The following is a 22,840-nucleotide window of genomic DNA, read 5'->3' on the forward strand; positions in this document are numbered from 1 at the left end:
CAACGCACAAGGAGGTGCCTGACATGTCCCCTGACCGTCGCGTCCGCGTCGGTATCGACGTGGGCGGCACGTTCACGGACGCCGTGGCCGTCGATGCCACGACGCTCGAACTGGTGGGCCAGGTGAAAGTGCCCACCAGCCACCGCCATGAGGACGGCGTCGCCCACGGCATCGTCCAGGCGCTCGGCCGTCTCCTCGAACAGGCCGGGCGCGCCCCGGCCGACGTCACGTTCCTGGCGCACGGCACGACCCAGGCCACCAACGCGCTGCTGGAAGGGGACGTGGCGAAGGTCGGGCTCATCGGGATCGGCACGGGGGCGGGCGCCGTGTTCACCCGGCGCCTCGCCGCGTTCGGGAAGCTGGAGGTCGCCCCGGGCAAGCGGCTTCCGCTGGTGTACGCGCATGTGGCGGACCCGTTCGACGGCGACGCGGTGCGGGCGGCCGTGACCCGCGTGCGGCAGGAGGGCGCCGAAGTCGTCGTCGCCACCGAGCCGTTCGGGGTGGACCGGCCCGAAGGGGAGCGGGCCGTGCTCGACGTGGCGCGGTCCACGGGGCTGCCGGTGGCGGCGGCGCACGAGATCACGTCGCTGTACGGGCTGCACAAGCGGACCCGTACCGCCGTGGTGAACGCGGCGATCCTGCCGCGCATGCTGGCCACGGCCGATCTCGTCGACTCCGCCATCACCAAGGCCGGGGTCACGGCGCCGCTGATGGTGATGCGGTGCGACGGCGGTGTCATGTCACTGGACGAGATGCGGCGGCGCCCGCTGCTGACGGTCCTGTCGGGGCCGGCGGCGGGAGTGGCGGGGGCGCTGATGCGGGAGCGGATCAGCGAGGGGGTGTTCCTGGAGACGGGTGGCACCTCGACGGACATCAGTGTGGTGCGGCGCGGCAAGGTGGCGGTGCGCCATGCGACGATCCTCGGCAGGGCGTCGTACCTCAACGCCCTGGATGTGCGCACCGTCGGTGTCGGTGGCGGATCCATGGTGCGGGTCTCCGGCGGGAAGGTCACGGGCGTCGGGCCGCGCAGCGCGCATATCGCGGGGCTTCCCTACGCCTGTTTCGCCTCGCCCGGCGAACTGCGGGACGCGAAGGTCACCACGGTGCGTCCGATGGACGGCGACCCCGGCGACCATGTGGTCCTGGACGCGGCGGGCGGCCGGTTCGCCGTGACGATGACCTGTGCGGCGAACGCGCTCGGCCGGGTCCCCGAGGGTGACTTCGCGCGCTGCGACCCGGAGGTGGCGCGGGCGGCGCTCGCCCCGCTCGCCGCCGTGCTCGGCCTGGATGTGGCGGGCGCGGCGCGGGCCGTGCTGGACGCGGGGACCGCTTCGGTGCGGGCGGTCGTGGACACGATGGTCCGCGACTACCGGCTCGGCCGGGAGACCGCCGTCCTGGTGGGCGGGGGCGGCGGTGCGGCGGCCGTGACCCCGCACCTGGCGCGGGCCGCCGGTCTGGAAGGGCGCGTCGCCCGTCACCATGAGGTCATCAGCCCGATCGGGGTGGCGCTCGCGCTGGTCCGCGAGCAGGTCGAGCGGATCATCCCCGGCGCCACCCAGGAGCACATCCTCGCCGTGCGCGCCGAGGCCGAGCGGGCGGTCGTCGCGCAGGGCGCCGCGGCGGACGGGGTGGAGGTCGAGGTGACGGTCGACCCGCAGACCAGCACCGTACGGGCCGTCGCCACCGGCGCGACCGAACTGCGCACACGGGACCGGGCGCACCGCGCCGATGACGCCGAACGGCTGCGCGCGGCCGCCACCAGCCTCAAGGCGCAGGAGACGCGGGTGAGCATCCTGGCCGGCACGGACGCGTACACGGTGTACGGCACGGAGGTGCGGCGCCGGCTGCGGGCGGGACGGCGGCCGGTGCGGGTCGTGGACGCGGACGGGGTGGTGCGGCTCGGGGTGTCCGACGCGCGGGTGCGGACGACGACCGTGGGCGCGGCCGGTGAGGTGCTCGCCTCGCTGGTGCGGGAGGCCACCTCGTACGGCGACGGCGGGGTGCGGGCGCCCGCGGTGCGCCTGCTGGTGGGCGGCCGGATCGCGGATCTGTCCGGGGTGCTCGAACCGGAGGCGCTGCTGGCGCTGGCCCGCAGCGAGTTGCGTACGCGCGCGGCCGACGAGCCGGTGGTCGCGGTCGTGGAGTCCCGGGCATGAGTGGCGACCACGGCCCGGACCTCGGCCGCGACCACGATCTGGACCTCGCCGTGCGGCTGCTGGCCGGGACGCCCACACACGAGGGCCGCGACCCGCTGGTCCTGCGCCGATGGGCCGGGGCGGCCGAGGAGTTCGGTCGCCGTATGACCCCCGATCCGGTGCCGGTCCGGGTGATCGAGCGGGACGGCGGACTCGCCGCCGGGCTGCTGGCCCGGTACCGGTCGCGGCCGCCGGTGGTCGAGGTGTACGTCGACACGGTCGACCGCGCCGAACGGCTCGTCGCCGAGCTCGGCTGGCGGAACTGGTTTCCCGCGGGGTCGGTGCTGGCCGCGGCCCTCGCCCATGAGCGGGCGCATGCCTGGCTCCATCACCCGCGTGTCCGGGCCGAGTTCAAGCGGGCGCTCGGCCACACCGCGCTGCGGCTCGGGCCGCGCCGTCTGTACGCGCATGTCGCGGGCGCCGACGAACTCGCCGCGCATGCCTACGCCCGCGCCGCCTGCGGCCTCGGCCGCAGCCCCCTGCTGCTCACCGAGGCGCTGGCCGCCGCAATGTCCAAAAAACCAGAGGTGCCCGAAAGCGAGACGGATCGATGGGTGTCGTGATTCTGCTCCTCATGGCGGCGGGCGTCGCCGCCATGCTCACCCGCAGGCTGCCCACCGCGTTCGCGCTGGTGCTGCTCGCCGTGGCGATCGCGTTCACCGCGGGCGCGCCGCTGACCGGAAAGAACAGCGTGCTCGACACGGTGCTCCAGGAGGGCGCGCCCGCGCTGGCGGCCACGATGATCGCGATCCTGCTCGGTTCGTGGCTCGGCAAGCTCCTGGAGGAGACCGGCATCGCGGCCACCCTGGTCCGCAAGATCGTGGAATTCGGCGGTGACCGGCCGGTGTTCGTGGCGCTCGGCGTCCTCGCGGTGTCGGCCCTCGTGGGCACGGTGACGGGGTCCGCGCCCGCGGCGATGCTCGCCGGGCTCATCGGGATCCCGGCCATGATCGCGGTGGGCATCCCGAAGGTGACGGCCGCCGGCACGATCCTCATGGGCATCGCGGTGGGTGTCCCGTTCGAGCTGCCGGTGTGGCAGTTCTTCTCCACGGCGCTGGAACTGCCCGTGGACACCGTGCGCGGCTTCATGGTGAAGCTGTTCCCGTTCGCGCTGGTGGCGGCCGTCGCGTACGTCCTGGTGGAGTCGCGGCGGCGCGGCGTGGAGCACACCTGGTCGCTCAAGTCGCTCCAGGGCGGGCCGACGGCGCACGGCCGACGGCAGTCGCTCGGCGACGCCCCGTGGTACGCGCTGCTGACGCCGGTGGTACCGCTGGTCCTGGCCCTCGGCTTCGAACTGGCCATCATTCCCTCGCTGCTGGCGGGGGTGCTGTACGCGCTGGTGACGACGACACGGCCACGCGAGATGAACCGGCGGCTGCTGCGCACCCTGTACGGCGGTTTCGAGGTGGCGGCGCCCCCGATCACGCTGTTCGTGGCGATCGGCATCCTGCTCGCCGCGGTGAAGCTGCCCGGCGCGGTCGACGCCCTCGAACCGCTCGTCAAGGCCGTCAGCCCGCAGAACGCGGTGCTGTTCGTGCTGGTCTTCACGCTGCTGGTGCCGCTGTGCCTGTACCGCGGCCCGCTCAATGTCTTCGGCCTCGGCGCCGGTATCGCGGGCGTCCTCATCGCCACCGGCATCTACCCGGCCACCGCCGTCCTCGGCATGGCCACCTCGTACAACCAGGTCTTCGGCGTCGCCGACCCGACCAGCACCCAGACCGTGTGGGCCGCCCAGTACGCGGGCGTCTCACCGCAACAGGTGATGGTGCGGACGCTGCCGTATGTGTGGGCCGTGGCGCTCGGGGGCCTGTGTGTCACCGCCACGACCTATCTGTGACCTCCTTCCAGCACCAACCTCCGGAACAGCGATCTCCCGAACAGCAACCGACCTCTCAGGAGCCGATCATGCAAGAGCCGCAGTCCGGCCCGGATCGTCGTATGTTTCTGCGCGCGACCGCCGTCACCGGCGCCGCGCTCACCCTCGGCGGCCTGTCGACGCAAGTAGCGTCGGCCGCGCCCGGGGGCTTCCCCGACTACACCTACGTACGGACGCTGCTGACGCCGTCACAGCTGAAGTACAACCCGACGGGCGAGATCATCTTCCCGACCGTGCGCGGTGTCTACGACAAGTTGGCGTCGCCGCTCGGCCGTTACTACCTCTACTACGCACCGCACGACGCGCCCGGCGGCATCTGCCTCGCCTACGGGAACTCGCTGGAGGGCCCGTTCACGGAGTATCCGGCGAACCCGATCGTGTCGAACAAGTGGAGCCCGCACTACTCGGTCAGCCATGTCTCCTCGCCGCATGTGCTGTGGAAGGAGGACGTCAAGGAGTTCTGGCTGTACTTCCACGGCGAGAACACCACGACACGGCTCGCCCGCTCCAAGGACGGCGTCCACTTCACGTACGACAAGGTCGTCCTGTCCACCTCGATGATGCCGTCGGGCACCACCGAGACCTCGTACGCCAGGGTCTTCCGGCACGACCTGCCGTCGCGCGGAGCCCACTATGTGATGCTGTTCATGCTCAACAACACCACCAACCACCGTGACATCTGCTGGGGCTGGTCCGCCGACGGCCGGAACTGGACCTTCGACCAGACCCCGCTGGTGCGCCACTCGGACGTCGGCGCGGTGAACGTCGGCGGTCCCCATCTGCTCACCCGCAACGGTTCCGCGTACGTGGTCTACAACAAGGACAAGGAGAGCGGCGGGGACCTCATGATCACCGAGGTGGGCGCGGACTTCTCGCGCCGTCGCCATCTGGGCGTCTTCTACAACTCCCGCTCCGGGCCGCCGGAGAACGGCAGGTCGGCGGCGCCGTCGTTCGGCACCGACCATGGAGTGCCGTACATGATCTTCGAGGCGGGGGAACGGCTCCAGGGCTCGATCGCGGTGGCACGAGGGTAGTCGCAGCCCACGTCACGTCTGTGCGCTGTCCCGCCCGGTTCGCCGGACAGCGCACAGCCTCGACGGCGATCCGGCCGGATGGCCTTCCGGCCCCTCCTCGGCCGTCAGTGGTTGGGCCGTGTCCATTCCGGTACCCAGGTGCCGCTGTCGGGGCGGCCGGGGTACGCGGCGGTGAGATGGCGGCGCAGGGTGGCCAGGGAGGGGTGCGGGTTGCGGGTGCGCCAGATCAGCGAGTGGGGGTAGAGCGGGGTGGGGTCTTCGAGGGGGATACGGCGCAGATCGTGGCCGGCCGGCCACACCAGGGGGGTCTGTTCGCTGATGAAGGTGGCCAGTGTCGTGGAGCCGGCGATGGTGTCGAGCAGGGCCTCGATGCCGAAGTCCGGGCCGACCGAGTCGATGATGATGCCGAAGGTGGCGGCGAGTTCCTCGTAGTAGGCGGCCCACTCGGTGCCGGGCAGGTTGCCGGGCATCCAGATCCGTCGTCCGGCGAGTTGGGCGGGAGCGAGCGCGGGGGCGTTCGCGAACTCGTGTCGTGGTCCGGTGAACAGGTGCAGTGGTTCGTCGAAGACGGAAGTGGCCGCCACCCCACGGGGCAACGCCCGGCCTGGCTTGGTCACGGCGCGGAACGTCGCGTCGATGGTCCCGTCCCGGACGGCGGCGACGGCCGTATCGGAGTCGAACAGCGTCACGACGTCCAGCTCGATCTCGGGGTGGGCGCGATGGAAGCCGCGCAGCAGCCCCGCCAGGGAGAGCTGGCGGCCGATCACGTCGACGCGCAGCGCCCGATGGCCCGGCCGCACGGACGCGACGGCGCACTCGGCGGAGTGGAGGAAGGTCCGGGCATGGGGCAGGAACGCCTGTCCGTCGATGGTGAGCCGCGCTCCACGGGCGTCACGGGTGAAGAGCTGGACACCGAGCTCCTTCTCCAGCGCGGCGACGCGCTTGGACACGGCCTGCGGCGTGATCGACAGACCGGCGGCGGCCTCCTGGAACTGTCCAGCGTCCGCGACGGCGACGAAGGTGCGCACGGCCATGACGTCCATGCACTCATCCTATGCGGACAACCAAGTGTTGATCCTGACTGCCGTGATCGTTGTTTGATCCGGGCGTACTGGGATCGCTTTGATGGCTCTGGCCAACCTCTGGTTGATCGACTGTCGTAGCCGACGGATGCCATCCGACGGCTACGGTCCGCACACCACCATCGTGAGGAATCCTCATGCCCGATGAAGACCGTCTCTACGTCCGCACCGCCGAGTTCGCCCGGGTGGCCGAGCGGATCGAGCACGTGACCACGCTCACGTCACGGCTCAACGTCCTGCCCTTCGACGACAAGGCCGCCCGCGCGGCCCTGCTGTCGGAGATCGTCGGCAAGCCCGTCCCCGACTCCGTCACCGTCTATCCGCCCTTCTACACCGACCACGGGTTCGGCATCGACTTCGGCGAGCACGTCTTCGTCAACCAGGGCTGCACCTTCTTGGACCAGGGCGGCATCCATCTGGGCGACGGCGTCCTGATCGGTCCGAAGACCAATCTCATCTCTTCCGACCACCCTCTCCCGGCCGCCGAGCGGAGCGAATTCATCACCCGGGCACCGATCACGATCGAAGCCGGCGCATGGCTCGGCGCGACAGTGACGGTTCTTCCCGGTGTCACGATCGGACGCGGTGCCGTGGTCGGCGCCGGAGCCGTCGTCACGAAGGACGTTCCGCCCAACACCCTGGTGACCGGATCGGCCGCGTTCGCCCGCAAACACTGGAACGACTGAGCCCAGGGGCCGGCGGCCCTGGTGCGTTCCCGGGCCCTCCATGAGCCGGTGACCGCCGGGGTGGAGTGCCGCCCGCCGCCGGAGGGGCCGAGCGACAGCGGCGGACGACCGCGTCGAGCGCGATGTTCCCCTATCCGTGCCCGGCCGTGGTGCCGCGCACGACGAGGCGCGGGGTGAGGACGACCTCGCGGGGCTCGGCGCGGTCCTGGTCGAGGCGTTCCACGGCGGCGGTCACCGCGTGCCGGGCCTGTTCCCGGGCGCTCTGGCTGACGGTGGTCAGGTTGAAGCAGCTCAGCCGGGAGAGCGTGTCGTCGTCGTAGCCGGCCACGGACACCTCGCCCGGGACGGCGACTCCGGCACGCGCGAGGGCGGCCAGGACGCCGATGGCGCACTGGTCGTTGTACGCGACCACCGCGGTGGGCAGTCGGCCGCCGTCGAGGAGGTGGCGGGCGGCGCGTTCGCCGGCCGCTTCGGTGTGGTCTCCGGCGAGCACCCGGATGTGGTCGCCGAGGCCGTGGCGGCGCATGGCGGTGCGGTAGCCACGGCGCCGGTCGGTGGCGATGACACCCTTCCCGCCGTCCACGTAGACGATCTCGCGATGACCGAGTCCGGCCAGGTGATCGATGGTCTGACGCACGCCGTCGTCGTCAGCGGTGCGTACCACGTCCAGGGCGGTGTCCGCGATCCGGCGGCCGACGACGATCACGGGGGCCTTGTTGTCGAGCACGGCGAGCGCGTCCGCGGGCGCGGTGGGGCCGAGCAGGATCAGCGCCTCGCTGCGGAAGGCCAGCAGGGTGTCCACCGCGGTCCGTTCGTCGCGGGTGCGGGTGAGGGTGCTCAGGACCAGGTCGTAGCCGACCTCCTCGGCCGCGGTGTGCAGGTGCTCCACCAGTTCGGCGTGAAAGGGGCTGCGGATGTCGATCATGACGCCGAGCAGGCGGCTGCGTCTGCTGGCCAGTGTGCTGGCGGTGCGGTCCGCCTGGTAGCCGAGGTCGGCGGCCGCCTTCAGGACGCGCTGCCGGGTCCGTTCGCTCGGGCCTGGCACACCCCGCAGCACCAGGGAGACCGATGCCGTGGACAGGCCCACCCGCGCGGCCACGTCCTCCAGCCTGGGGCGCTTGGGCGCGCCGCTCTGGTGACGCCCGGAACCACCGTCCTCCACCTGTGCCTCCCCGGCGCGAATCTCCTGGTGCAACACCCTTGACACCCTCGTGCGACACGGCCGATAGTACCAGGACTTAAAGCGCTTTAAATTGTCCTGTCGTTCCTACAAAGGCTGCGTCGATCGGCCGTCTCCGCCGCGGCCACCCCGGCCCTCGGGGCTGCTCCAGCGGCTCGGGCGCGCCATGTTCCCCCGACCCGAAGGGATTCCCCATGAGGATCGCCCTCGACCCGTTTATGATCCGCGACGTTCCGCTCCTCGAACTGCCGTCGGTGGTGGCCGAGTTGGGCTATGAGTGGATCGAACTCTCCCCCCGGGAGGACTTCATCCCCTTCTTCCGCCACCCCCGTGTCGACGACGCCACCGTGAGGAAGTTCCGCAAGGCGCTGGACACGGCCGGAGTGGGCGTCTCGTCCCTGCTGCCCCTGTTCCGCTGGTCCGGCCCGGACGAGGACGCACGGCAGGCCGCCGTCCGGTACTGGAAGCGCTCGATCCAGATCTGTGCGGACCTCGGAGTGGACAGCATGATCTCGGAGTTCAACGGCCGCCCCGAGGACCCGGACCGCAGCGAGGCGCAGTTCTGGCGCTCGATGGAGGAACTGCTCCCGGTGTTCGAGCGCGAGGGCATCAAGCTCGCGCTGGAACCCCACCCGGACGACTTCATCGAGAACGGCTACGACGCGATCAACCTGATCCGCGGCATCAACCACTCCCACGTCGGCTTCCTCTACTGCGCCCCGCACACCTTCCACATCGGCGCCGACGCGCCCGGCATCATCGAGTACGCGGGCGACCTCCTCACCCATGTCCACCTCGCGGACGCCTTCGACCACACCGCGTCCTCGGGCAACCGCTACATCCTCAACCCGCCGGGCACCCCGGCCCGGATCCATCAGCACCTCGACATCGGCCAGGGCGAGGTGGACTTCGACGAGCTCTTCCGCGAACTGCGGGCACACGGCTTCGCCGGCACCCTCACCGCCTGCGTCTTCGCCTGGGAGGAACGGGCCAGGGAGTCCTCCGCCTTCATGCGGAAGAAGATCGACGAATATCTGGGCGCCCATTCCTGACCGGCCGCGCCCCCGTCGCCCCACGCCCGTATCAACCGGCAGGAGGTGGCCATGGCTGTCGTCGACCTCCGGTTCCCGTTCTCTTTCCCTCGTTTCGAAAGGCATTCGCCATGACCACGTCCGCCCAGCCCCTCTCCGTCGCGGTGATCGGAGCCGGGATGGCCGGCCGAGCCCACGCCGCCGGCTACCACAACGTCAACACCGTCTTCGACGCGGGTCTGCCGCCGGTCCGGCTGGCGGCGATAGCCGACGCCAACATCGCGCTCGGCGAGGACGCCGCCCGCCGCTACGGCTTTGAGAAGGCGCTGCCGAACTGGGAGGCCGTTGCCGAGGACCCGACGATCGACGCCGTCAGCATCGTCGTGGGAAACGATCTGCACCGCCCGATCGCCGAGGCGCTGGTCGCGGCGGGCAAGCATGTGCTGTGCGAGAAGCCGCTGGCGGGAACGGTCGAGGACGCCCGTGCGATGGCCGAGTTGGAGCGCCGCGCCGATGTGGTGACCGCCGTCGGGTACACCTTCCGCCGCTCCCCCGCCATCGCCGCGATCCGCGATCATGTCCTGCGCGATGAGCTGGGCGATCTGACGCTGTTCGGCGGCCGGTACTGGTGCGACTACGCGACCGACCCGAAGGGGCCGCTGAGCTGGCGGTTCAAGGGCGGGCCCGGCTCGGGCGCGCTCGGGGACGTCGGTGCGCATGTGATCGACACCGCCGAGTACATCGCGGGCCCCATCACCGCGGTGTCCGGTGCCTCGCTGTCGACGCAGATCCCCGAGCGGCCCCTGCCGCTGGGCGCGGTCGTCGGACATGACGCCGCGCCGGTCTCGGACGAGTTCGGCGCGGTCGAGAACGAGGACACCGCGTCCTTCACGGCCCGCTTCGAGTCCGGTCTGGTCGGCACCTTCTCGGTCTCGCGCACCGCCTTCGGCCTGCCCAACGGGCTTTCCTTCGACGTCCTGGGCGTGGGTGGCCGGGCCGCGTTCGACCAGCACCGCCCGGCCGAGTACCTCTTCGACGGCGCACAGCCCGACGCCCGCCCGAGCGGCGCCCGCCAGATCATCGCCGGCCCGAACCTGCCCTACTTCAAGGGTGGTTACCCGATGGAGGCGCCGGGCGTGGGCGGCGGCAACGCCGAGATGTTCACCTACCAGGCCCGGTCCTTCCTCGACCAGGTCGCGGGGGTGGCCGAACCGCTGCCGTCCTGCGCCACGTTCGCGGACGCCCTGCGGACGATGGAGATCATCCAGGCCGTCGTCGAGTCCTCGCGTCGGGGCGGCACCGCCGTCGACGTTCCGCCCGCCGTCTGAAACACCCGTAAGGAGTTGCACCCATGACCCTCAAGCTCGGCGCCTACATCGCCTGTCTGCACGACCGCACCCTCTCCGAGGCCCTGGACATCCTGAAGGAGAACGGTCTGACCTCGGTCGAGGTCAACACCGGAGGTTTCATCCCCGCCCCGCACTGCCCGGTCGACCTGCTGCTGTCCTCGGCCACCGCACGCGAGGAGTACCTGGCGGCCTTCGCCGACCGGGGGATGGAACTGACCGGCCTCAACTGCAACGGCAATCCGCTCAACCCCCTCCCCGGTGTCGGCCCGAAACACGCCGACGACCTGCGCCGCACCATCCGCCTCGCGGGCCTGCTCGGCGTCAAGCACGTGGTCACCATGTCCGGCACCCCGGGCTCCGACCCCGACGCCAAGTACCCCTCCTGGGTCGTCAACCCCTGGGACGGCGTCTACATGGACGTCCTGGACTACCAGTGGGGCGTGGCCGTCGAGTTCTGGAAGGAGATCGACGCGCTCGCCCGGGAGAACGACGTCCGGGTGGCCATCGAGATGCACCCGCACAACGTCGTCTTCTCCCCGGTCACCCTGAAGCGGCTCGTCGACGAGACCGGCGCGACCAACGTCGGCGCCGAGATGGACCCCTCCCATCTGATGTGGCAGGGCATGGACATCGTCGCCTCCATCAAGTGGCTCGGCCCGCTGGTGTTCCACGCCGCCGCGAAGGACGCCACGCTCTGCCCCGGTGCCGACATCCGCGGCGTCCTGGACACGTCCTTCGCCCGTGTCCCGGCCGACGCCCCCGGGAAGGTCCCCACCGGCTACGGCTTCTGGTGCAACGCCTGGCCCGAGAACCCGGCGTGGAAGTTCGTCGCCGTCGGCCTCGGCAACGACGTCCCCTTCTGGACGGAGTTCCTGCGCGCCCTCGCCGAGGTGAACCCCGACATGGCCGTCAACATCGAACACGAGGACGCCGCCTACTCCCAGACCGAGGGTCTGGCCCTGGCCGCCAAGAACCTCCGTAGCGCCGCGGAAGCCCTCTGATCCACCCGCACCCGTGGTCCCCGCTTCCGCCGGCCGGCGGAAGCGGGGCCGCTCGTATCACCCGCCTCCTCGCTCTCTCCCCGAGACGCGACTGGGTCACAGCGCCGCGACCTCGAGCACCAGCTTGCCCGTGGTCGTGCCCGATTCGATGCGGCGGTGGGCCTCGGCGGCCTGCTCGAGCGGCAGGGTTTCGACCCGGGTCCGCAGATCTCCCGCCGCCGCGGCCGCCACCGCGCGGCCCAGCGCCCGGCGTGTCTCCCCGGGGAAGGCGGCGGAGAAGGCGGCCAGGTTGAAGCCGGAGACCGTCCTGTTGGTGAACCACAGTTCATTGGCCGGGATACCGATGTCCTCGGCGCCGGAGGCGTTGCCCATCACCACCAGGCGCCCCATCGGGGCCAGCCGGTCCAGCCCCGCACGGCGGGCCGGGCCGCCGACCATGTCGACCACGACGTCGAACTCACCGGCGTCGGCGATCCGGTCCCGCGTGATCACCTCGTGGTAGCCGAAGTGCTTGGCGGTCTCGATCTTGGCCGCACTGCCGACGGTGCCGACCACGTGGCCCGCGCCCAGCAGACGGGCGGCCTGGCCGAGTTGGCTTCCCACGCCGCCCGCCGCCGCATGGATCAGAACGCGTTCTCCGGGCTCGATCCGGGCCACCCGGTCGAGCACGAGGAAGGCGGTAGTGCTGTTGGAGGGCAGTGCCGCGGCGACGTCCATCCCGATACCGAGGCCGTCCAGCGGCACGACCAGGTCCGCCGAGTTGACCACCACCTCCGCGTAACCACCGCCGTCGACGATCGAGAGCGCGGCCACCGGCTGCCCGACGGCCAGGTCCTCGACGCCCTCGCCGACGGCCCGGATCCGCCCCGACACCTCGATTCCGGGCACAAAGGGCAGCGGCACGTCGACCACGCCGCGCCGGTAGAGGACCTCGGCGAAGTTGGCGCCCGCGTACGCCACGTCGATGGCGACCTGGCCGGGCCCGGGTTCGGGGACGGGAACGGTGGCGACGCGGAGCACCTCGGCGTCGCCGAACTCGGGGATGGTCACTGCCTTCATCTGCCTGCTGCTGTCGCTCATGTCCACGATCCTGCGGGCACGGCGGCAACGCGGGCAGTGTCCACTCATCCTGGGTGTGGCACCACCAGGCTGCTGTGCTGCCGCAGCAATGTCTCCAGCCGCCGCTGGGTGCCGGTGCCGGGACGCGGGTTGTGCAGGATCAGATGGTGCCCGGGGTGCTCGGGCAGCGGCAGCAGGGTGGCATCGAAGATCATCGTCCCGGCGTCGGGGTGATCGACGGCCTTCACCGCGCTGGTGTGCTCGGCCACATCGTGGCGCGCCCACAGCTCGGCGAATTCGGGGCTGACCGCGGCCAGATCGGCGGCGATGCGGCCGAACTCCGGATCGTCCGGGTAGCGCGCCGCGTCGGCCCGGAAGGCGGCGGCCACATCGGTGGCGGTCTCGGCCCAGCCCCGGTGCCGCACCCGGTAGCGGGCGTTGGTGAAGAAGGAGACCAGGCAGTTGTGGTCGCTTTCGCCGTAGCCGAACACCACGCGTGCCGCTTCGTTGACGGCGGTGAAATTCCAGTGGCGGTCGCGAACATAGCCGGGCCGCGGTGACCAGGCGTCCAGCAACCGCCGCACCTCTGGTGAGGGTGCCGCCGAGGGCGCGGAGGGGGTCTGCGGCGGATTGAGTCCGGCCAGGCGGTACAGGTGGGCACGCTCGGCGGAGCCCAGCAGCAGCGCTCGGGCGATCGCGTCGAGCACCTGCTCGGACACCTTGATGTCGCGCCCTTGCTCCAGCCACGTGTACCAGGACACTCCGACGCCTGCCAGCACCGCGACCTCCTCGCGCCGCAGACCCGGGGTGCGCCGCCGGCCACCGTCCGGCATGCCGACATCGGCCGGCGAGACCCGGGCTCGGCGGCTGCGCAGGAACTCCCGCAGCTCGGTGCGCCGGTCGTCGCGGGACAGGGGCGCTCGAGGGGTGGCCATGACGGTCAGCCGTTGATGGTGCGAAGGAAGTGGTCCACGTCCTCGGGTTCGCCCAGCCGTCCCACTTCCAGCCAGGAGCCGTCGGCGAAGCGGAGCCGGAACGTGGCGAATCCGCGCGGCTGGCCCGCCTCGCCTTCGGCGCGGGCCTGATCGAGGGGGAACTCCGCGACGATCCGGAAGTCGTCGGCCTTGGTGGGCGACAGCCGGCGGCGAGGGGAGGTGGCGATACAGACGCGCTCGCGGGCCAGCATGACCAGGCGTTTGGGGTTGGGTGAGGGCCCGTACCAGTGCAGCAGCAGCCGGCCCGCCGTCAGGCCCCAGTCACCGTCGAAGACGCGGTTCGCCGGTTCCTGCCCGCGGTCGCGGCCGCGGCCTCGGCCGGAGCCGGAGGGGCGGGCGTTCGGCCGGTCACGTCGGCCGGTACCCAGCTTGTCGAGCAGCATCACCGGGACGACGACGAAGAAGAACACCACGGCGCCGACGTACAGCAGCCAGTGGTGACCCGGCTTCAGCCGTCCCCTGCCCGCGGCGCGGTGCACCTCCTTGGGTGGCGTGGGAATGGGCTTGTGGATCTCGCACCAGACCAGGGCCACGGGCTCCTCACCCAATATCTTCCGGGCTCGCCGATGGACCGCGCGCTTCGCCATGCCGCAGATCCTAGAGGAGCCTCCCAGGTGGGCTCCGCGGGGCCCGGTATGCGCGTGCTGGGTGGTTTGCCCTATAGGTCCGGTATCCCTGGCGCCGATGCCCTTGATCGATACCAGTTGCCTTCCGGGGTGTTCGATCAGCCGACTAGCGTCATGGCACACCGAATGGGACGAATCACGGAGGCAGCGTGACGGCCAATCCGCGCTCGGACACGATCGCCGTTTTCGGCGCTGGGGTCATGGGGCGCAGCATCACCGCACCGGCACTGGGCCGTGGGGGTGGACGTCATCCTCGTCGACGTCTCGGACGACGTGTTGCGCGCCGCCGAGGCGGAAATCGCGCAGCAGCTGCGGCACGGACGGTTCATGGGCGCTTTCCCGGGCTCCCGGGCGACCGGAACGCTGACGACGACGCCGTCCGGCGAGGCCGCGGCGGATGCCATCGCGGTGATCGAGGCGATCACCGCGGACTCCTCGCTCAAGGCGCGGATGCCGGCGGAGGTCTCCGGTGTGGTCGCCCCCGGAACCACGATGGCGCCGCCCTGGCCGCACGCGGCATCGGCGGGCTCGCGCTCGTACACGACCGCCTCGATGCCGTTGGCCTGAAGAATGCGCGCGAGGGTGAGGCCGCCCCGGGCCTCCGCCGATGATCGCGATACGGGAGGTGGTGTTCATGACCGTGGAGTCCCTCTCAGACAGCTGGGCGGGGGCGGCAGGATATTCGGAACCATCACCGAAATCCCCCGGCGTTGGCGCCGGCGAAAAGGACGGTCTTTGCAGAACGGCACCGGGAATACTCGGCGGTCACACCGTTCGGGCCAGGTTGCTCACTACGGCACCAACGCGATGCCCCCGTCGACGCGCAGATTGACTCCGTTGATGTAGCCGGCCGGCGGACCGGCGAGAAACGCGACCGCGGCCGAGATATCCGCCGCGGTGCCGAGCCTGCCCGTCGGGTTCGGGGCGTACTCGGCCACCACCAGCGGTTCCAGCTCCGTCCATTGCTCCGGCCAGCCTCGTGCGGCCGCTCCGTCCTCGAACATCCGCCGCATGCCGTCCGTGACGATGACACCGGGGCTCACCGTGTTCGCGGTGATGCCGGATCCGGCCAGATGCCGCGCCAGGCTGGTCGTCATGTTGACCACCGCCGCCTTCGCCGCCGAATACTCGACCATGTTCGGCAACGGAGTCGTCGCGGCCCGGCTGCCCACATTGATCACCCGTCCCCATCCGCGCTCGCGCATCCGAGGCACCAGGGCCCGGATCATCCGCACCGCGGACACGACGTTCCCGTTCATCGCGTCCAGCCACAGCGCCGGCTCCGCGGTGTCCCAGTCATGCTCGGCGAACGGGCCGGCGTTGTTGACCAATATCTCCACCCCCCACTCCCGGGCCCGCTCGGCCACCGTCTCGGCGGCAGCCTCATCGGCAAGGTCCCCCAGCACGACGTCCACCACCCCGCCGACGGCACGCAGCCGCTCCGCGACCTCGCCGACACGCGCGGGGTCGCGACCGTGCACCAGCACGGCGCACCCCTCGTCGACCAGCCGCCGGGCCACGGCGGCGCCGATACCCCCGCTGCTCCCCGTCACCATCGCCCTTCGTCCCGCAAGCTCCAGGTCCATGTCTCGCACGCTAGACCATGCCTGTGACAGCGGCGCCGATCTCCGACGCCCGCCCGCGCCGCCTTGGTGAGAGTCATTGACGCCACTGCAAGCGCTTGCTAATTTTCCGACTCGCATGCTGCTTCGTCACCCATCAATGCCCTTCATTTCTGGGCTCTGAAGATGGGAGACGGCCAGCAATCGCTCTCATGTGCTGTCTGCCGTCCCGACGGCGGCTCCCCCACATCAGGAGGTCTCAGCGCCATGAAGCACTCTCGGACATTCCCTCGCGCCCTCGTCGCCGCGGCGTCGGTCCTGGTCGCGTCGGCGGGTCTGCTCGCCATCCATCCGCCGGTCTCGCGGGCACAGTCCGCGGCCCTCGCCGCCGACGACTTGTTCGTGGCGCCGAAGGGCACCGCCGACGCCCCCGGGACGGAGTCCTCTCCGACCACACTCGCCTCGGCGATCACCCGCATCACCCCGGGAGGCACGATCTACGTGCGCGGCGGGGCCTACAACCTCTCGCAGACGATCACCATCGCACCGGGCAACAACGGCACGTCGAGCGCCCGCAAGGAGATGGTCGCCTACCCCGGTGAGACCCCGGTGCTGAACTTCTCGGCCATGAGCGAGGATCCGGCGAACCGCGGGCTCGCCCTCAACGGGTCGTTCTGGCGCATCTCCGGCATCACCGTCGAACGCGCCGGTGACAACGGAATCTCCGTCGGTGGCAGCGACAACGTCATCGAGCGCACGGTGACCCGCTTCAACCGTGACACCGGGCTCCAGATCTCCCGCATCGCCTCCAGCACCCCCCACGACCAATGGCCGTCGAACAACCTGGTCGTGAGTTCGGAGTCGCATGACAACGCCGACTCCGACGGCGAGGACGCCGATGGATTCGCCGCGAAGCTCACGGTCGGCTCCGGGAACGTGTTCCGCTACGACGTGTCCCACAACAACATCGACGACGGCTGGGACCTCTACACCAAGAAGGACACCGGCCCCATCGGCCCGGTGACCATCGAGGACTCCCTCGCCTACGGCAACGGCACCCTCTCGGACGGCACCCAGAACTCCAACGGCGACCGCAACGGCTACAAGCTCGGCGGCTCGGACATCGCCGTCGACCACATCATCCGGCGGAGCGTCGCCTACCACAACGGCAAGCACGGGTTCACCTACAACAGCAACCCCGGCCATATGTCGGTGTCGGGCAACGTCGGCATCGACAACGGACAGCGCAACTTCTCCTTCGACGGCGGCACTTCGGTGTTCCGGGACAATGTGTCGTGCCGCGGCGGCAGCAGCGGGACGAAGGACCGCACCATCGGTGACGCCGACAGTTCGAACCAGTTCTGGTCCGGGACGAACGGATCCCGGTGCTCGTCCTACACCGGCGCGCTGAAGTGGTCCTTCGCCGCGGACGGCAGCCTCCGTGTGTCCTTCGGCGGCTAGGGCGCGTAACGAGTCATGACCATGGGTGGTTGCGCATACGCGGCCGGTCGACCGACGCGCGGGTCGGATCAGTCGCGCGTGGTGGCCGGTGCGCCGACGACGGTGGTGAGCTGGAGCTTGGTCTCATCCTCGCTGCCGGGCACGGCGGTCATGATGACGACCTTGAGCTCGGAGTCACCGTCGGTCAGAACGTCGCAGTCCACCGTGACCGGGCCCACCGACGGGTGGTCGATCGTCTTGTGGTCCTCGCGGTGCGCGGCCACCTCCCCGGCCGCCCATAGCCCGGCGAACCTCTCGTTACCCGCGTTCAGTTCACGGATCAGCGTGGCCAGGCGGGTGTCCCGGGGGAAGCGGCCGGTGGCCCGGCGCAGGTCGGAGACGACGGCGGCGTCGGGATGGGCTCCCTCGCCCTCACCCACGACCCCGGTCGGCCCGAGTCGCACGTCGTCGCGCCGCTGTACACCTCCTCGAAGGCGGCGCTGACGATGCTGACCACGCAGTACGCCAAGGGACTCGAGGGCATCCGCGTCAACGCCGCCGACCCCGGCTACACCGCGACCGACCTCAACGGTCACAGCGGCCCCCAGACGGTCACCGAGGGCACGGACGCGATCGTCGCCCTCGCCACCGAGGGGGCCGGCGCCGGCAGCGGACGCCTCGTCTCCCGCCATGGCGAGATCGCCTGGTCCTGACCCCGGCCGTGCCGGATCGGCGTCGTCGAGGCTCTGCCATGACGTGGCCGGGACGCGCGGTGATCCGCCCACCCCGGACAGGCCCTAGCCGTCGGCGGCCACCTTCTTCGCGATGGCCCGCAGGAGATCGATCCGGATCATGCCGCTGCCCGCGCGCATGAGGCCCCAGTACAGGGCGAAGGCGCGTCGGGTGGCGGGATCGGTGTTCAGGACCCGGGTCTCGGTGGACAGCAGGGTGCCGTCGCCCTCGGGGGTGAGGCGGAAGTTCATCACCACCTTGGACCAGCCCGCCTCGTCGAAGTGTGCGAACGCCTCCGGGTCGCCGCGTTCGACGTCCGGGCGCGCGGGTCGCAGCGCGGTGTAGCGCGCGATGTCGCCGAGCACCACCTCATGGGGCGGGTCGGCGGCCATCTCCCGGGGTGCCATCGACTCCAGGACCCGCAGGTCCATGCCCTGGTGGGCGCCGGTGTCGACACCCTTGACCCAGGTCTTGGGGCCGCCGCGCACCCGCATCAGGCCGAGGGTCACGGCGAGTTCGCCGACTCTCAGGTCATTGAGTTCATGCCAGACCCGCTCCGGCGGGGCGTCGATCCGGCGACTGTGGTGTTCACGCTTGTCGAAGGTCGGCAGCAGTCGTTCCAGCGTCCAGCGCATCGCTTGTCCTCGTGTCCTGGCTCCGCAGGGCCAGTAGATCGTGTGTGCGTTCCACGTACGACAGCGCCGACAGCAACTCCGAGCTGCCGACGGCCTGTTCGCGTGTCCCGCCGGTGATGCCCCGGATGGGCATCGAGCCGACGGATGCCCAGCGCAGCCGCCCCGCCTCGTCGATGTAGCCGCGGGAGCGTCCGTGGTTGTCGGCGTGCAGGCAGTACGGCACGTCGAGATAGCCCTTGGCGAAGGCGCGCACCAGGGCCTGTCCGACGTCCGGGTGGAGGTCGAGCACGGCCTCGATGAGCTGCCGGGCCTCGGCGGCGATCCCGGTGTCCGGGGGCGGAGCCGGGTCCGGGGGTGTCCGGGTGGCCTCGGCCGCCGCGGCGGCGCCGGCGAACTCCAGCGCCTCGACGTTCTCCTCGATGGTGGGGATGCGGTACGACTCGGCCGGTGTCTTGACGATGAGCCGGGTGGCGCCCGTGCGGACGGCGAGTCCGGCGGCCGCGCGCAGCACCAGGAGGGCCCCGCCGTGGGTACGCGGGTACTTGCCCATGTACGCGTACACCACGATGTGCCAGTCGGTGTCGTCCGGCAGGAACGCGGTGGCCAGCGACCGCAGCGCGGCCACCGCCTCCTCGTCCTGCCGGGCGTCGGTCTGCTGGGCGTAGCTGAGCGAGATGCTGCGCAGCCCGTGCCGGTGGAAGAAGAGCCCTTCGAGCACGGTGATGGCGATGAGCAGTCCGGGCGGGCACAGCTGGCCCATCATGCACCCGCCGAAGCTCTCCAGATGGGGTTCGACGCCCCGGTCCCGCAGCTCCGCGAACCGCTCGCAGGAGCGTGCCCAGCCGGCGGTGGCCTCCCGCAGCGGGACCCGGCTGTAGGGCAGGCAGTACGAGACGGGCCCGCCCTCGGTGGCGTCCAGACCGGCCGCGACGAGGGCGGCGATGATGTCGTCCGGCAGCGCGGAGCCATGTCTGACCTGGACCGGGAAGTCGGGCCCCTGGATGCCGTCGAGCACGGCACGGGTGGTGTCCGGGCCGTGGGTGACGAGCGGATAGCCGTTGAGCGGGAGGGCGTCCGCGAGGGCGCGTCCCGCCGAGTCGTAGTCCTTCACCCGGGTGTAGCTGTCGAGGGTGAGGGTCCCGACGGTGGCCGCGCCCGCCCGCCGGACGGCGTCCAGGCCCGCGCGCATCCGCGCCGGGTCGCTGAACCCCATCCGGGGCTGGACGAGCAGGCCCGCGGAGCGCCCGGCGAGCCCGGCGAAGGAGCCGGTGGAGCTCATGGGGCGGCAACCTCACGGCGGGGCTCGGCGCGGTCCTCCAGGGCGGCCAGGAACCGGCCGAGGGCGGCCGGATCGGCGTCGTCCTGGAACACGGCGCTGAACCCGGCCTCGACCAGCCGGCGCGCCATGCCCTCCGGGGCGCCCCCGGTGATGCCCAGCTTTCCGCCGATCACCACCGGGGTGTCCCGGGTCTCCGGGTCGGCCCGGAGCTTGCCGATCAGCCGGAGTCCGTCCGCCTGCCCATGACCGTTGACCGTACTGATCACCACCAGGTCGGGACGGATCGCGGAGCATTCCTGGACCAGCAGTTCGTCCGCCACACACGCGCCGAGGTTGATGACGCGGTGGCCCATCTCCTCCAGCAGCAGCTGGAGGAAGACGAGGTTCCAGGTGTGGGAGTCCGAGGACACGCTGCTGAGCAGTACGGTGCGGCCGCGCGGGGCGACGGCCGCGTTGACGGGGTTCATGAGCATGGGATCTCTCTCCTGGCCTCAGCCGCAGCCGCCGGCGGAGTCGGAGTCGTAGGCGCCGACCCGGTCCAGCAGTGCGGCCGGCACCTGGTCGTCCGCGGGTACGGCCACCGGCTCGGCCACGTCCACCCCGGCCTTCCGCAGGGCCGGGATCAGCTCGTCGAGGAAGTCGTCGACCCGGTCCAGGCCCCAGAAGCGGTGGCGTCCGGCCTTGAAGTACGGGATGCCGAACACATCGTCGTCGTAGGCGGCGGCGAGGGCGTCCACCCCTTCGGCGCGCAGCGCGGGGTCGTGGACGGCGGCCACCATCTCGTCGCCGTCGAACCCGGCCGCCTCGGCCACCCTGTGCAGCACCCCGGCGTCGCAGATGTTCTCGCCGCGCTCCCAGCGCGCCGCGGTCACCGCCGCGTAGAACTCGCGCTCACGGCCGAGGTGGCGCGCCTTCAGCCAGGCCAGATGCGGTACCTCCCACCACGGGTCGATGTCCACCGGCCAGGACATGGTGTATCCGAAGCGGGTGGAGAGCCGCTTGGTGTCCTGGAGGATGTAGAGGTGCTTGGCCTTGCTCATCTGGGTGTAGTGGAAGCCGGAGTCGCGCTCCTCCAGCGCGGCCCGGGTCTTCTCGTCCGGATCCCAGTACGGGTAGTACTCGATGACCTCGGGGGCTTGCGGGAAGCGCGCCTCTAGCCGCTTGAGCCCCATCCAGCTGAACGGGGAGCGCAGGTTGAAGTACAGGCGGGGCGGTCGCTTCATCGGGCGTCCCCCAGCAGCGCGGCGCGGGTGGTGTCGTCGAACTCGGCGAGGGTGCCCGCCAGTTCGCCGCGGCTGACGGCGTAGCCGTGCATGATGGTCCCGGTGGCGGTGTACACCAGCCGGCCGTCGCGGTGGACGTAGGTGTCGAAGGTGGCGGTGTACATCACGTCCTTGACGATCTCCTGGACGGTGAACACGGTGTGCAGGGTCTCCTCCATGAGGGCGTCGGCGAGCATGCGCACCCGGGCCCGGGACACCACGGGGATCCAGCCGCGCTCCACGAGCATGGTGCGGATGGAGATGCCGCGGTCCTCCAGGAAGCGGTCCACGACCTCCTCCATGGCCCGGACGTAGCCGGAGTGCTGGAGCCGGTCGGAGAAGTGGCAGTAGAAGTACGGGATCCGCCAGGACCACAGGAACGCGTTGGAGCCGGGCGGGGTGAGGACGGCGGGCAGGTCGCTCTCGGCGACGGCCCGGGGTTCGTGGTCCGCGGCGTCGGCGAGGGCGGCCACCTCGGGGACGGTGTAGGGCTCCAGGTGGGCGGGGACGGGCTGGATGCCGGCCGGGGCGTCCTGCAGCGTGACCAGGGCGACCCGGATCTTGCCGGTGAGGACGGTGACGGTCGCGCCGTCCCGCTCGACGGTCAGCCGGACCTTGAACGGGGCGCCGTGGCCGGGCTTGGGCTTGCCCGGCTCCACGATGGCGGTCACCTCGTCGTCGATGCCGAGCGTGGCGGGCAGGCTGACCGAGTGGTCGACGATCTCCAGGCCGAGGCCGTAGGTGTGGTACAGCGTCTCCGCGCCCACCCCGCGCTCGCGGAAGTACTGGAGGACCGCCTCCTCCGTCAGATACATGAAGTGCTTGAAGCCGATCCAGGTGCGGATGTTGGCGCCCTCGTAGCGGGGCCTGCCCACGGGGGTGGTGAGGGTGCCGTCCAGCAGCTCCGTCATGGTCATTCCTTTGTGGTGAGAAGGGTCGTGGCGAGCGGGGTGGTCGCCGGGAGGGCGGTGCGGTCGTCCAGGAAGCCGGCGATGTCCGCGCCGACGTCCCCGGGCTGCTCCGCGTGGCAGAAGTGGGTGTAGCCGGGGCGTCTGCGGACGGTCGCCGCGGGCATGGCCGCGGCCAGGGCCGCCGCGCGGTCCTCGGACAACGAGGCGTCGCCGTGCCCGGCCAGGACGAGGGTGGGCACGGTGACGGAGCCCAGGTCCAGTTCGGTGGTGCCGGTGAACTGCAGGAACAGGCTGAGGAATCCGACCGGGCCGATCCGCTCGACCGTGGTGTCGGCCATGGCGGAGAGCACCTCGGGGTCCAGGTCCCCGGCCCGGCTGCCCAGTCCGACGCGTACGCCGTCGGCGATGATCTGCCGGAAGCCGGCCAGCGCCGCGTCGTGCAGGGGCCAGTCCACCCGGAGGGTGTCGGGGCGGAAGAACGGGGCGAGGAGCACCGCGGCGCGCGGCTGGGGCGCGCCGTCCCGGTCGGCCAGGTGTTCCAGGACGGCGTTGGCGCCGAAGGAGTGGCCGATCAGGATGTCGACGGGCTCGGGCACCAGGTCGAGCGCCTCGCGCAGCCAGTGCGCGGGGGTGCCGTGGTGCCGCCAGCGGTAGCGGTTGCCCGCGCGCCACGGCAGGTCGAGGGCGTAGGTCCGGCAGCGGCCCGCCAGCTCTCCGGCCAGCGGCCGCCATCCGGCCCATCCGCCTTCGAGACCGTGCACCAGGGCCGCCACGGGAGGGCCGGGATGCCGTGCCGGGGACGGCATCCCCAGTACGGCCAGCCGCTCCCCCGCCCCGCGGGCCTCGGCCACCGCTGTCCACCGGTCGGGCACGGGTTCCGGGCGCGCCCCGTTCGGCTCCGCCAT

General features: G+C 71.1%; 23 protein-coding genes and 1 pseudogene. 11 read left to right on the top strand and 13 right to left on the bottom strand.

The window, feature by feature from the left end; translation table 11 throughout:
• The first annotated feature begins 23 nt into the window (after positions 1-23).
• The 4 genes from NP777_RS00725 (at position 24) to NP777_RS00740 (ending at position 5,105) form a co-directional block, all read left to right on the top strand.
• Positions 24-2,156 (top strand): hydantoinase/oxoprolinase family protein, encoded by a 2,133-nt coding sequence (locus tag NP777_RS00725; protein WP_256648000.1) that lies wholly within the window; start codon positions 24-26, stop codon positions 2,154-2,156.
• Positions 2,153-2,758, top strand: coding sequence for a hypothetical protein (locus NP777_RS00730; protein ID WP_256648001.1), 606 nt, complete (start codon positions 2,153-2,155; stop codon positions 2,756-2,758). Before NP777_RS00725 ends, NP777_RS00730 begins: the two co-directional genes overlap by 4 nt.
• Positions 2,746-4,032, top strand: a complete 1,287-nt coding sequence (locus NP777_RS00735; protein ID WP_256648002.1) for a TRAP transporter large permease subunit — start codon at positions 2,746-2,748, stop codon at positions 4,030-4,032. Before NP777_RS00730 ends, NP777_RS00735 begins: the two co-directional genes overlap by 13 nt.
• A 68-nt stretch (positions 4,033-4,100) precedes the next feature.
• On the top strand, positions 4,101-5,105 hold the full coding sequence (locus NP777_RS00740) for a hypothetical protein (protein WP_256648003.1): 1,005 nt from the start codon (positions 4,101-4,103) through the stop codon (positions 5,103-5,105).
• Between the two features lie 104 nt (positions 5,106-5,209).
• On the opposite strand, the gene NP777_RS00745 is transcribed toward NP777_RS00740, so the two are convergent.
• Positions 5,210-6,148, bottom strand: coding sequence for a LysR family transcriptional regulator (locus NP777_RS00745; RefSeq protein WP_256648004.1), 939 nt, complete (start codon positions 6,146-6,148; stop codon positions 5,210-5,212).
• A 176-nt stretch (positions 6,149-6,324) separates the two neighbouring features.
• Here NP777_RS00745 and NP777_RS00750 point away from each other — a divergent pair, with 176 nt between their 5' ends.
• A complete protein-coding gene (locus tag NP777_RS00750) occupies positions 6,325-6,873 on the top strand; it encodes a DapH/DapD/GlmU-related protein (RefSeq protein ID WP_256648005.1) in 549 nt (182 codons plus the stop codon).
• Positions 6,874-7,003: 130 nt separating this feature from the next.
• On the opposite strand, the gene NP777_RS00755 is transcribed toward NP777_RS00750, so the two are convergent.
• The gene (locus tag NP777_RS00755) at positions 7,004-8,035 is read right to left on the bottom strand and encodes a LacI family DNA-binding transcriptional regulator (RefSeq protein ID WP_256648610.1); all 1,032 of its coding nucleotides are present in this window, start codon (positions 8,033-8,035) and stop codon (positions 7,004-7,006) included.
• A 212-nt stretch (positions 8,036-8,247) separates the two neighbouring features.
• On the opposite strand from NP777_RS00755, the gene NP777_RS00760 reads away from it, so the two are divergent.
• The 3 genes from NP777_RS00760 to NP777_RS00770 all read left to right on the top strand — a co-directional run bounded on the left by NP777_RS00760 (position 8,248) and on the right by NP777_RS00770 (position 11,434).
• Entirely contained in the window at positions 8,248-9,105 is an 858-nt protein-coding gene (locus NP777_RS00760; RefSeq protein WP_256648006.1) for a sugar phosphate isomerase/epimerase family protein, read from the top strand.
• A 110-nt stretch (positions 9,106-9,215) separates the two neighbouring features.
• Entirely contained in the window at positions 9,216-10,412 is a 1,197-nt protein-coding gene (locus NP777_RS00765; RefSeq protein ID WP_256648007.1) for a Gfo/Idh/MocA family protein, read from the top strand.
• 23 nt (positions 10,413-10,435) lie between these two features.
• Entirely contained in the window at positions 10,436-11,434 is a 999-nt protein-coding gene (locus NP777_RS00770) for a sugar phosphate isomerase/epimerase family protein (protein WP_256648008.1), read from the top strand.
• Between the two features lie 96 nt (positions 11,435-11,530).
• Here NP777_RS00770 and NP777_RS00775 read toward each other — a convergent pair whose 3' ends face one another.
• From NP777_RS00775 to NP777_RS00785, 3 genes are read right to left on the bottom strand one after another with little or no spacing between them, the layout of a single operon-like run.
• Entirely contained in the window at positions 11,531-12,514 is a 984-nt protein-coding gene (locus NP777_RS00775) for a quinone oxidoreductase family protein (protein WP_256648009.1), read from the bottom strand.
• Positions 12,515-12,558: 44 nt separating this feature from the next.
• Positions 12,559-13,428: a helix-turn-helix transcriptional regulator gene (locus NP777_RS00780; RefSeq protein ID WP_256648010.1), complete on the bottom strand. Its 870-nt coding sequence runs from the start codon at positions 13,426-13,428 to the stop codon at positions 12,559-12,561.
• A gap of 5 nt (positions 13,429-13,433) precedes the next feature.
• Complete coding sequence (locus tag NP777_RS00785) at positions 13,434-14,075, bottom strand: hypothetical protein (protein ID WP_256648011.1); 642 nt, start codon at positions 14,073-14,075, stop codon at positions 13,434-13,436.
• 279 nt (positions 14,076-14,354) lie between these two features.
• Between NP777_RS00785 and NP777_RS00790 the strand changes: the two genes are divergently transcribed.
• A complete protein-coding gene (locus NP777_RS00790) occupies positions 14,355-14,681 on the top strand; it encodes a 3-hydroxyacyl-CoA dehydrogenase NAD-binding domain-containing protein (RefSeq protein WP_256648012.1) in 327 nt (108 codons plus the stop codon).
• Positions 14,682-14,905: 224 nt separating this feature from the next.
• Here NP777_RS00790 and NP777_RS00795 read toward each other — a convergent pair whose 3' ends face one another.
• Positions 14,906-15,700 (bottom strand): SDR family NAD(P)-dependent oxidoreductase, encoded by a 795-nt coding sequence (locus NP777_RS00795; protein WP_256648013.1) that lies wholly within the window; start codon positions 15,698-15,700, stop codon positions 14,906-14,908.
• A 243-nt stretch (positions 15,701-15,943) separates the two neighbouring features.
• Between NP777_RS00795 and NP777_RS00800 the strand changes: the two genes are divergently transcribed.
• Complete coding sequence (locus tag NP777_RS00800; RefSeq protein ID WP_256648014.1) at positions 15,944-17,137, top strand: right-handed parallel beta-helix repeat-containing protein; 1,194 nt, start codon at positions 15,944-15,946, stop codon at positions 17,135-17,137.
• 68 nt (positions 17,138-17,205) lie between these two features.
• On the opposite strand, the gene NP777_RS00805 is transcribed toward NP777_RS00800, so the two are convergent.
• Positions 17,206-17,580, bottom strand: coding sequence for an MmyB family transcriptional regulator (locus NP777_RS00805; protein ID WP_308404987.1), 375 nt, complete (start codon positions 17,578-17,580; stop codon positions 17,206-17,208).
• Here NP777_RS00805 and NP777_RS00810 point away from each other — a divergent pair.
• Positions 17,530-17,829: pseudogene (locus tag NP777_RS00810) on the top strand (SDR family NAD(P)-dependent oxidoreductase); the annotation flags it as partial. The gene NP777_RS00805 and the pseudogene NP777_RS00810 sit on opposite strands and share 51 nt — an antisense overlap.
• A gap of 84 nt (positions 17,830-17,913) precedes the next feature.
• On the opposite strand, the gene NP777_RS00815 reads toward NP777_RS00810, so the two are convergent.
• From NP777_RS00815 to NP777_RS00840, 6 genes are read right to left on the bottom strand one after another with little or no spacing between them, the layout of a single operon-like run.
• The gene (locus NP777_RS00815; RefSeq protein ID WP_256648015.1) at positions 17,914-18,483 is read right to left on the bottom strand and encodes a hypothetical protein; all 570 of its coding nucleotides are present in this window, start codon (positions 18,481-18,483) and stop codon (positions 17,914-17,916) included.
• Positions 18,437-19,762, bottom strand: coding sequence for a methylaspartate mutase (locus NP777_RS00820; RefSeq protein ID WP_256648016.1), 1,326 nt, complete (start codon positions 19,760-19,762; stop codon positions 18,437-18,439). The genes NP777_RS00815 and NP777_RS00820 overlap by 47 nt, the downstream gene beginning before the upstream one ends.
• Positions 19,759-20,235 (bottom strand): cobalamin B12-binding domain-containing protein, encoded by a 477-nt coding sequence (locus NP777_RS00825; protein WP_256648017.1) that lies wholly within the window; start codon positions 20,233-20,235, stop codon positions 19,759-19,761. Before NP777_RS00825 ends, NP777_RS00820 begins: the two co-directional genes overlap by 4 nt.
• Before the next feature lie 18 nt (positions 20,236-20,253).
• Entirely contained in the window at positions 20,254-20,985 is a 732-nt protein-coding gene (locus NP777_RS00830; protein ID WP_256648018.1) for a DsbA family protein, read from the bottom strand.
• Complete coding sequence (locus tag NP777_RS00835) at positions 20,982-21,935, bottom strand: thioesterase family protein (RefSeq protein WP_256648019.1); 954 nt, start codon at positions 21,933-21,935, stop codon at positions 20,982-20,984. The genes NP777_RS00830 and NP777_RS00835 overlap by 4 nt, the downstream gene beginning before the upstream one ends.
• Before the next feature lie 2 nt (positions 21,936-21,937).
• Positions 21,938-22,840, bottom strand: a complete 903-nt coding sequence (locus NP777_RS00840) for an alpha/beta fold hydrolase (RefSeq protein WP_256648020.1) — start codon at positions 22,838-22,840, stop codon at positions 21,938-21,940.

Origin of the sequence: Streptomyces rugosispiralis, from assembly GCF_024505145.1 — a bacterium.
GTDB classification, from domain to species: Bacteria; Actinomycetota; Actinomycetes; order Streptomycetales; family Streptomycetaceae; genus Streptomyces; species Streptomyces rugosispiralis.

What these genes read in the sequence shown, in the direction of transcription:
- NP777_RS00815 (WP_256648015.1), bottom strand. Translation starts at nt 18,483, where the DNA reads ATGCGCTGGACGCTGGAACGACTGCTGCCGACCTTCGACAAGCGTGAA.
- NP777_RS00765 (WP_256648007.1), top strand. Translation starts at nt 9,216, where the DNA reads ATGACCACGTCCGCCCAGCCCCTCTCCGTCGCGGTGATCGGAGCCGGG.
- NP777_RS00825 (WP_256648017.1), bottom strand. Translation starts at nt 20,235, where the DNA reads ATGCTCATGAACCCCGTCAACGCGGCCGTCGCCCCGCGCGGCCGCACC.
- NP777_RS00820 (WP_256648016.1), bottom strand. Translation starts at nt 19,762, where the DNA reads ATGAGCTCCACCGGCTCCTTCGCCGGGCTCGCCGGGCGCTCCGCGGGC.
- NP777_RS00800 (WP_256648014.1), top strand. Translation starts at nt 15,944, where the DNA reads ATGAAGCACTCTCGGACATTCCCTCGCGCCCTCGTCGCCGCGGCGTCG.
- NP777_RS00725 (WP_256648000.1), top strand. Translation starts at nt 24, where the DNA reads ATGTCCCCTGACCGTCGCGTCCGCGTCGGTATCGACGTGGGCGGCACG.
- NP777_RS00735 (WP_256648002.1), top strand. Translation starts at nt 2,746, where the DNA reads ATGGGTGTCGTGATTCTGCTCCTCATGGCGGCGGGCGTCGCCGCCATG.
- NP777_RS00770 (WP_256648008.1), top strand. Translation starts at nt 10,436, where the DNA reads ATGACCCTCAAGCTCGGCGCCTACATCGCCTGTCTGCACGACCGCACC.
- NP777_RS00730 (WP_256648001.1), top strand. Translation starts at nt 2,153, where the DNA reads ATGAGTGGCGACCACGGCCCGGACCTCGGCCGCGACCACGATCTGGAC.
- NP777_RS00835 (WP_256648019.1), bottom strand. Translation starts at nt 21,935, where the DNA reads ATGACGGAGCTGCTGGACGGCACCCTCACCACCCCCGTGGGCAGGCCC.
- NP777_RS00740 (WP_256648003.1), top strand. Translation starts at nt 4,101, where the DNA reads ATGCAAGAGCCGCAGTCCGGCCCGGATCGTCGTATGTTTCTGCGCGCG.
- NP777_RS00750 (WP_256648005.1), top strand. Translation starts at nt 6,325, where the DNA reads ATGCCCGATGAAGACCGTCTCTACGTCCGCACCGCCGAGTTCGCCCGG.
- NP777_RS00760 (WP_256648006.1), top strand. Translation starts at nt 8,248, where the DNA reads ATGAGGATCGCCCTCGACCCGTTTATGATCCGCGACGTTCCGCTCCTC.
- NP777_RS00830 (WP_256648018.1), bottom strand. Translation starts at nt 20,985, where the DNA reads ATGAAGCGACCGCCCCGCCTGTACTTCAACCTGCGCTCCCCGTTCAGC.
- NP777_RS00795 (WP_256648013.1), bottom strand. Translation starts at nt 15,700, where the DNA reads ATGGACCTGGAGCTTGCGGGACGAAGGGCGATGGTGACGGGGAGCAGC.
- NP777_RS00840 (WP_256648020.1), bottom strand. Translation starts at nt 22,840, where the DNA reads ATGGCGGAGCCGAACGGGGCGCGCCCGGAACCCGTGCCCGACCGGTGG.
- NP777_RS00745 (WP_256648004.1), bottom strand. Translation starts at nt 6,148, where the DNA reads ATGGACGTCATGGCCGTGCGCACCTTCGTCGCCGTCGCGGACGCTGGA.
- NP777_RS00775 (WP_256648009.1), bottom strand. Translation starts at nt 12,514, where the DNA reads ATGAGCGACAGCAGCAGGCAGATGAAGGCAGTGACCATCCCCGAGTTC.
- NP777_RS00785 (WP_256648011.1), bottom strand. Translation starts at nt 14,075, where the DNA reads ATGGCGAAGCGCGCGGTCCATCGGCGAGCCCGGAAGATATTGGGTGAG.
- NP777_RS00780 (WP_256648010.1), bottom strand. Translation starts at nt 13,428, where the DNA reads ATGGCCACCCCTCGAGCGCCCCTGTCCCGCGACGACCGGCGCACCGAG.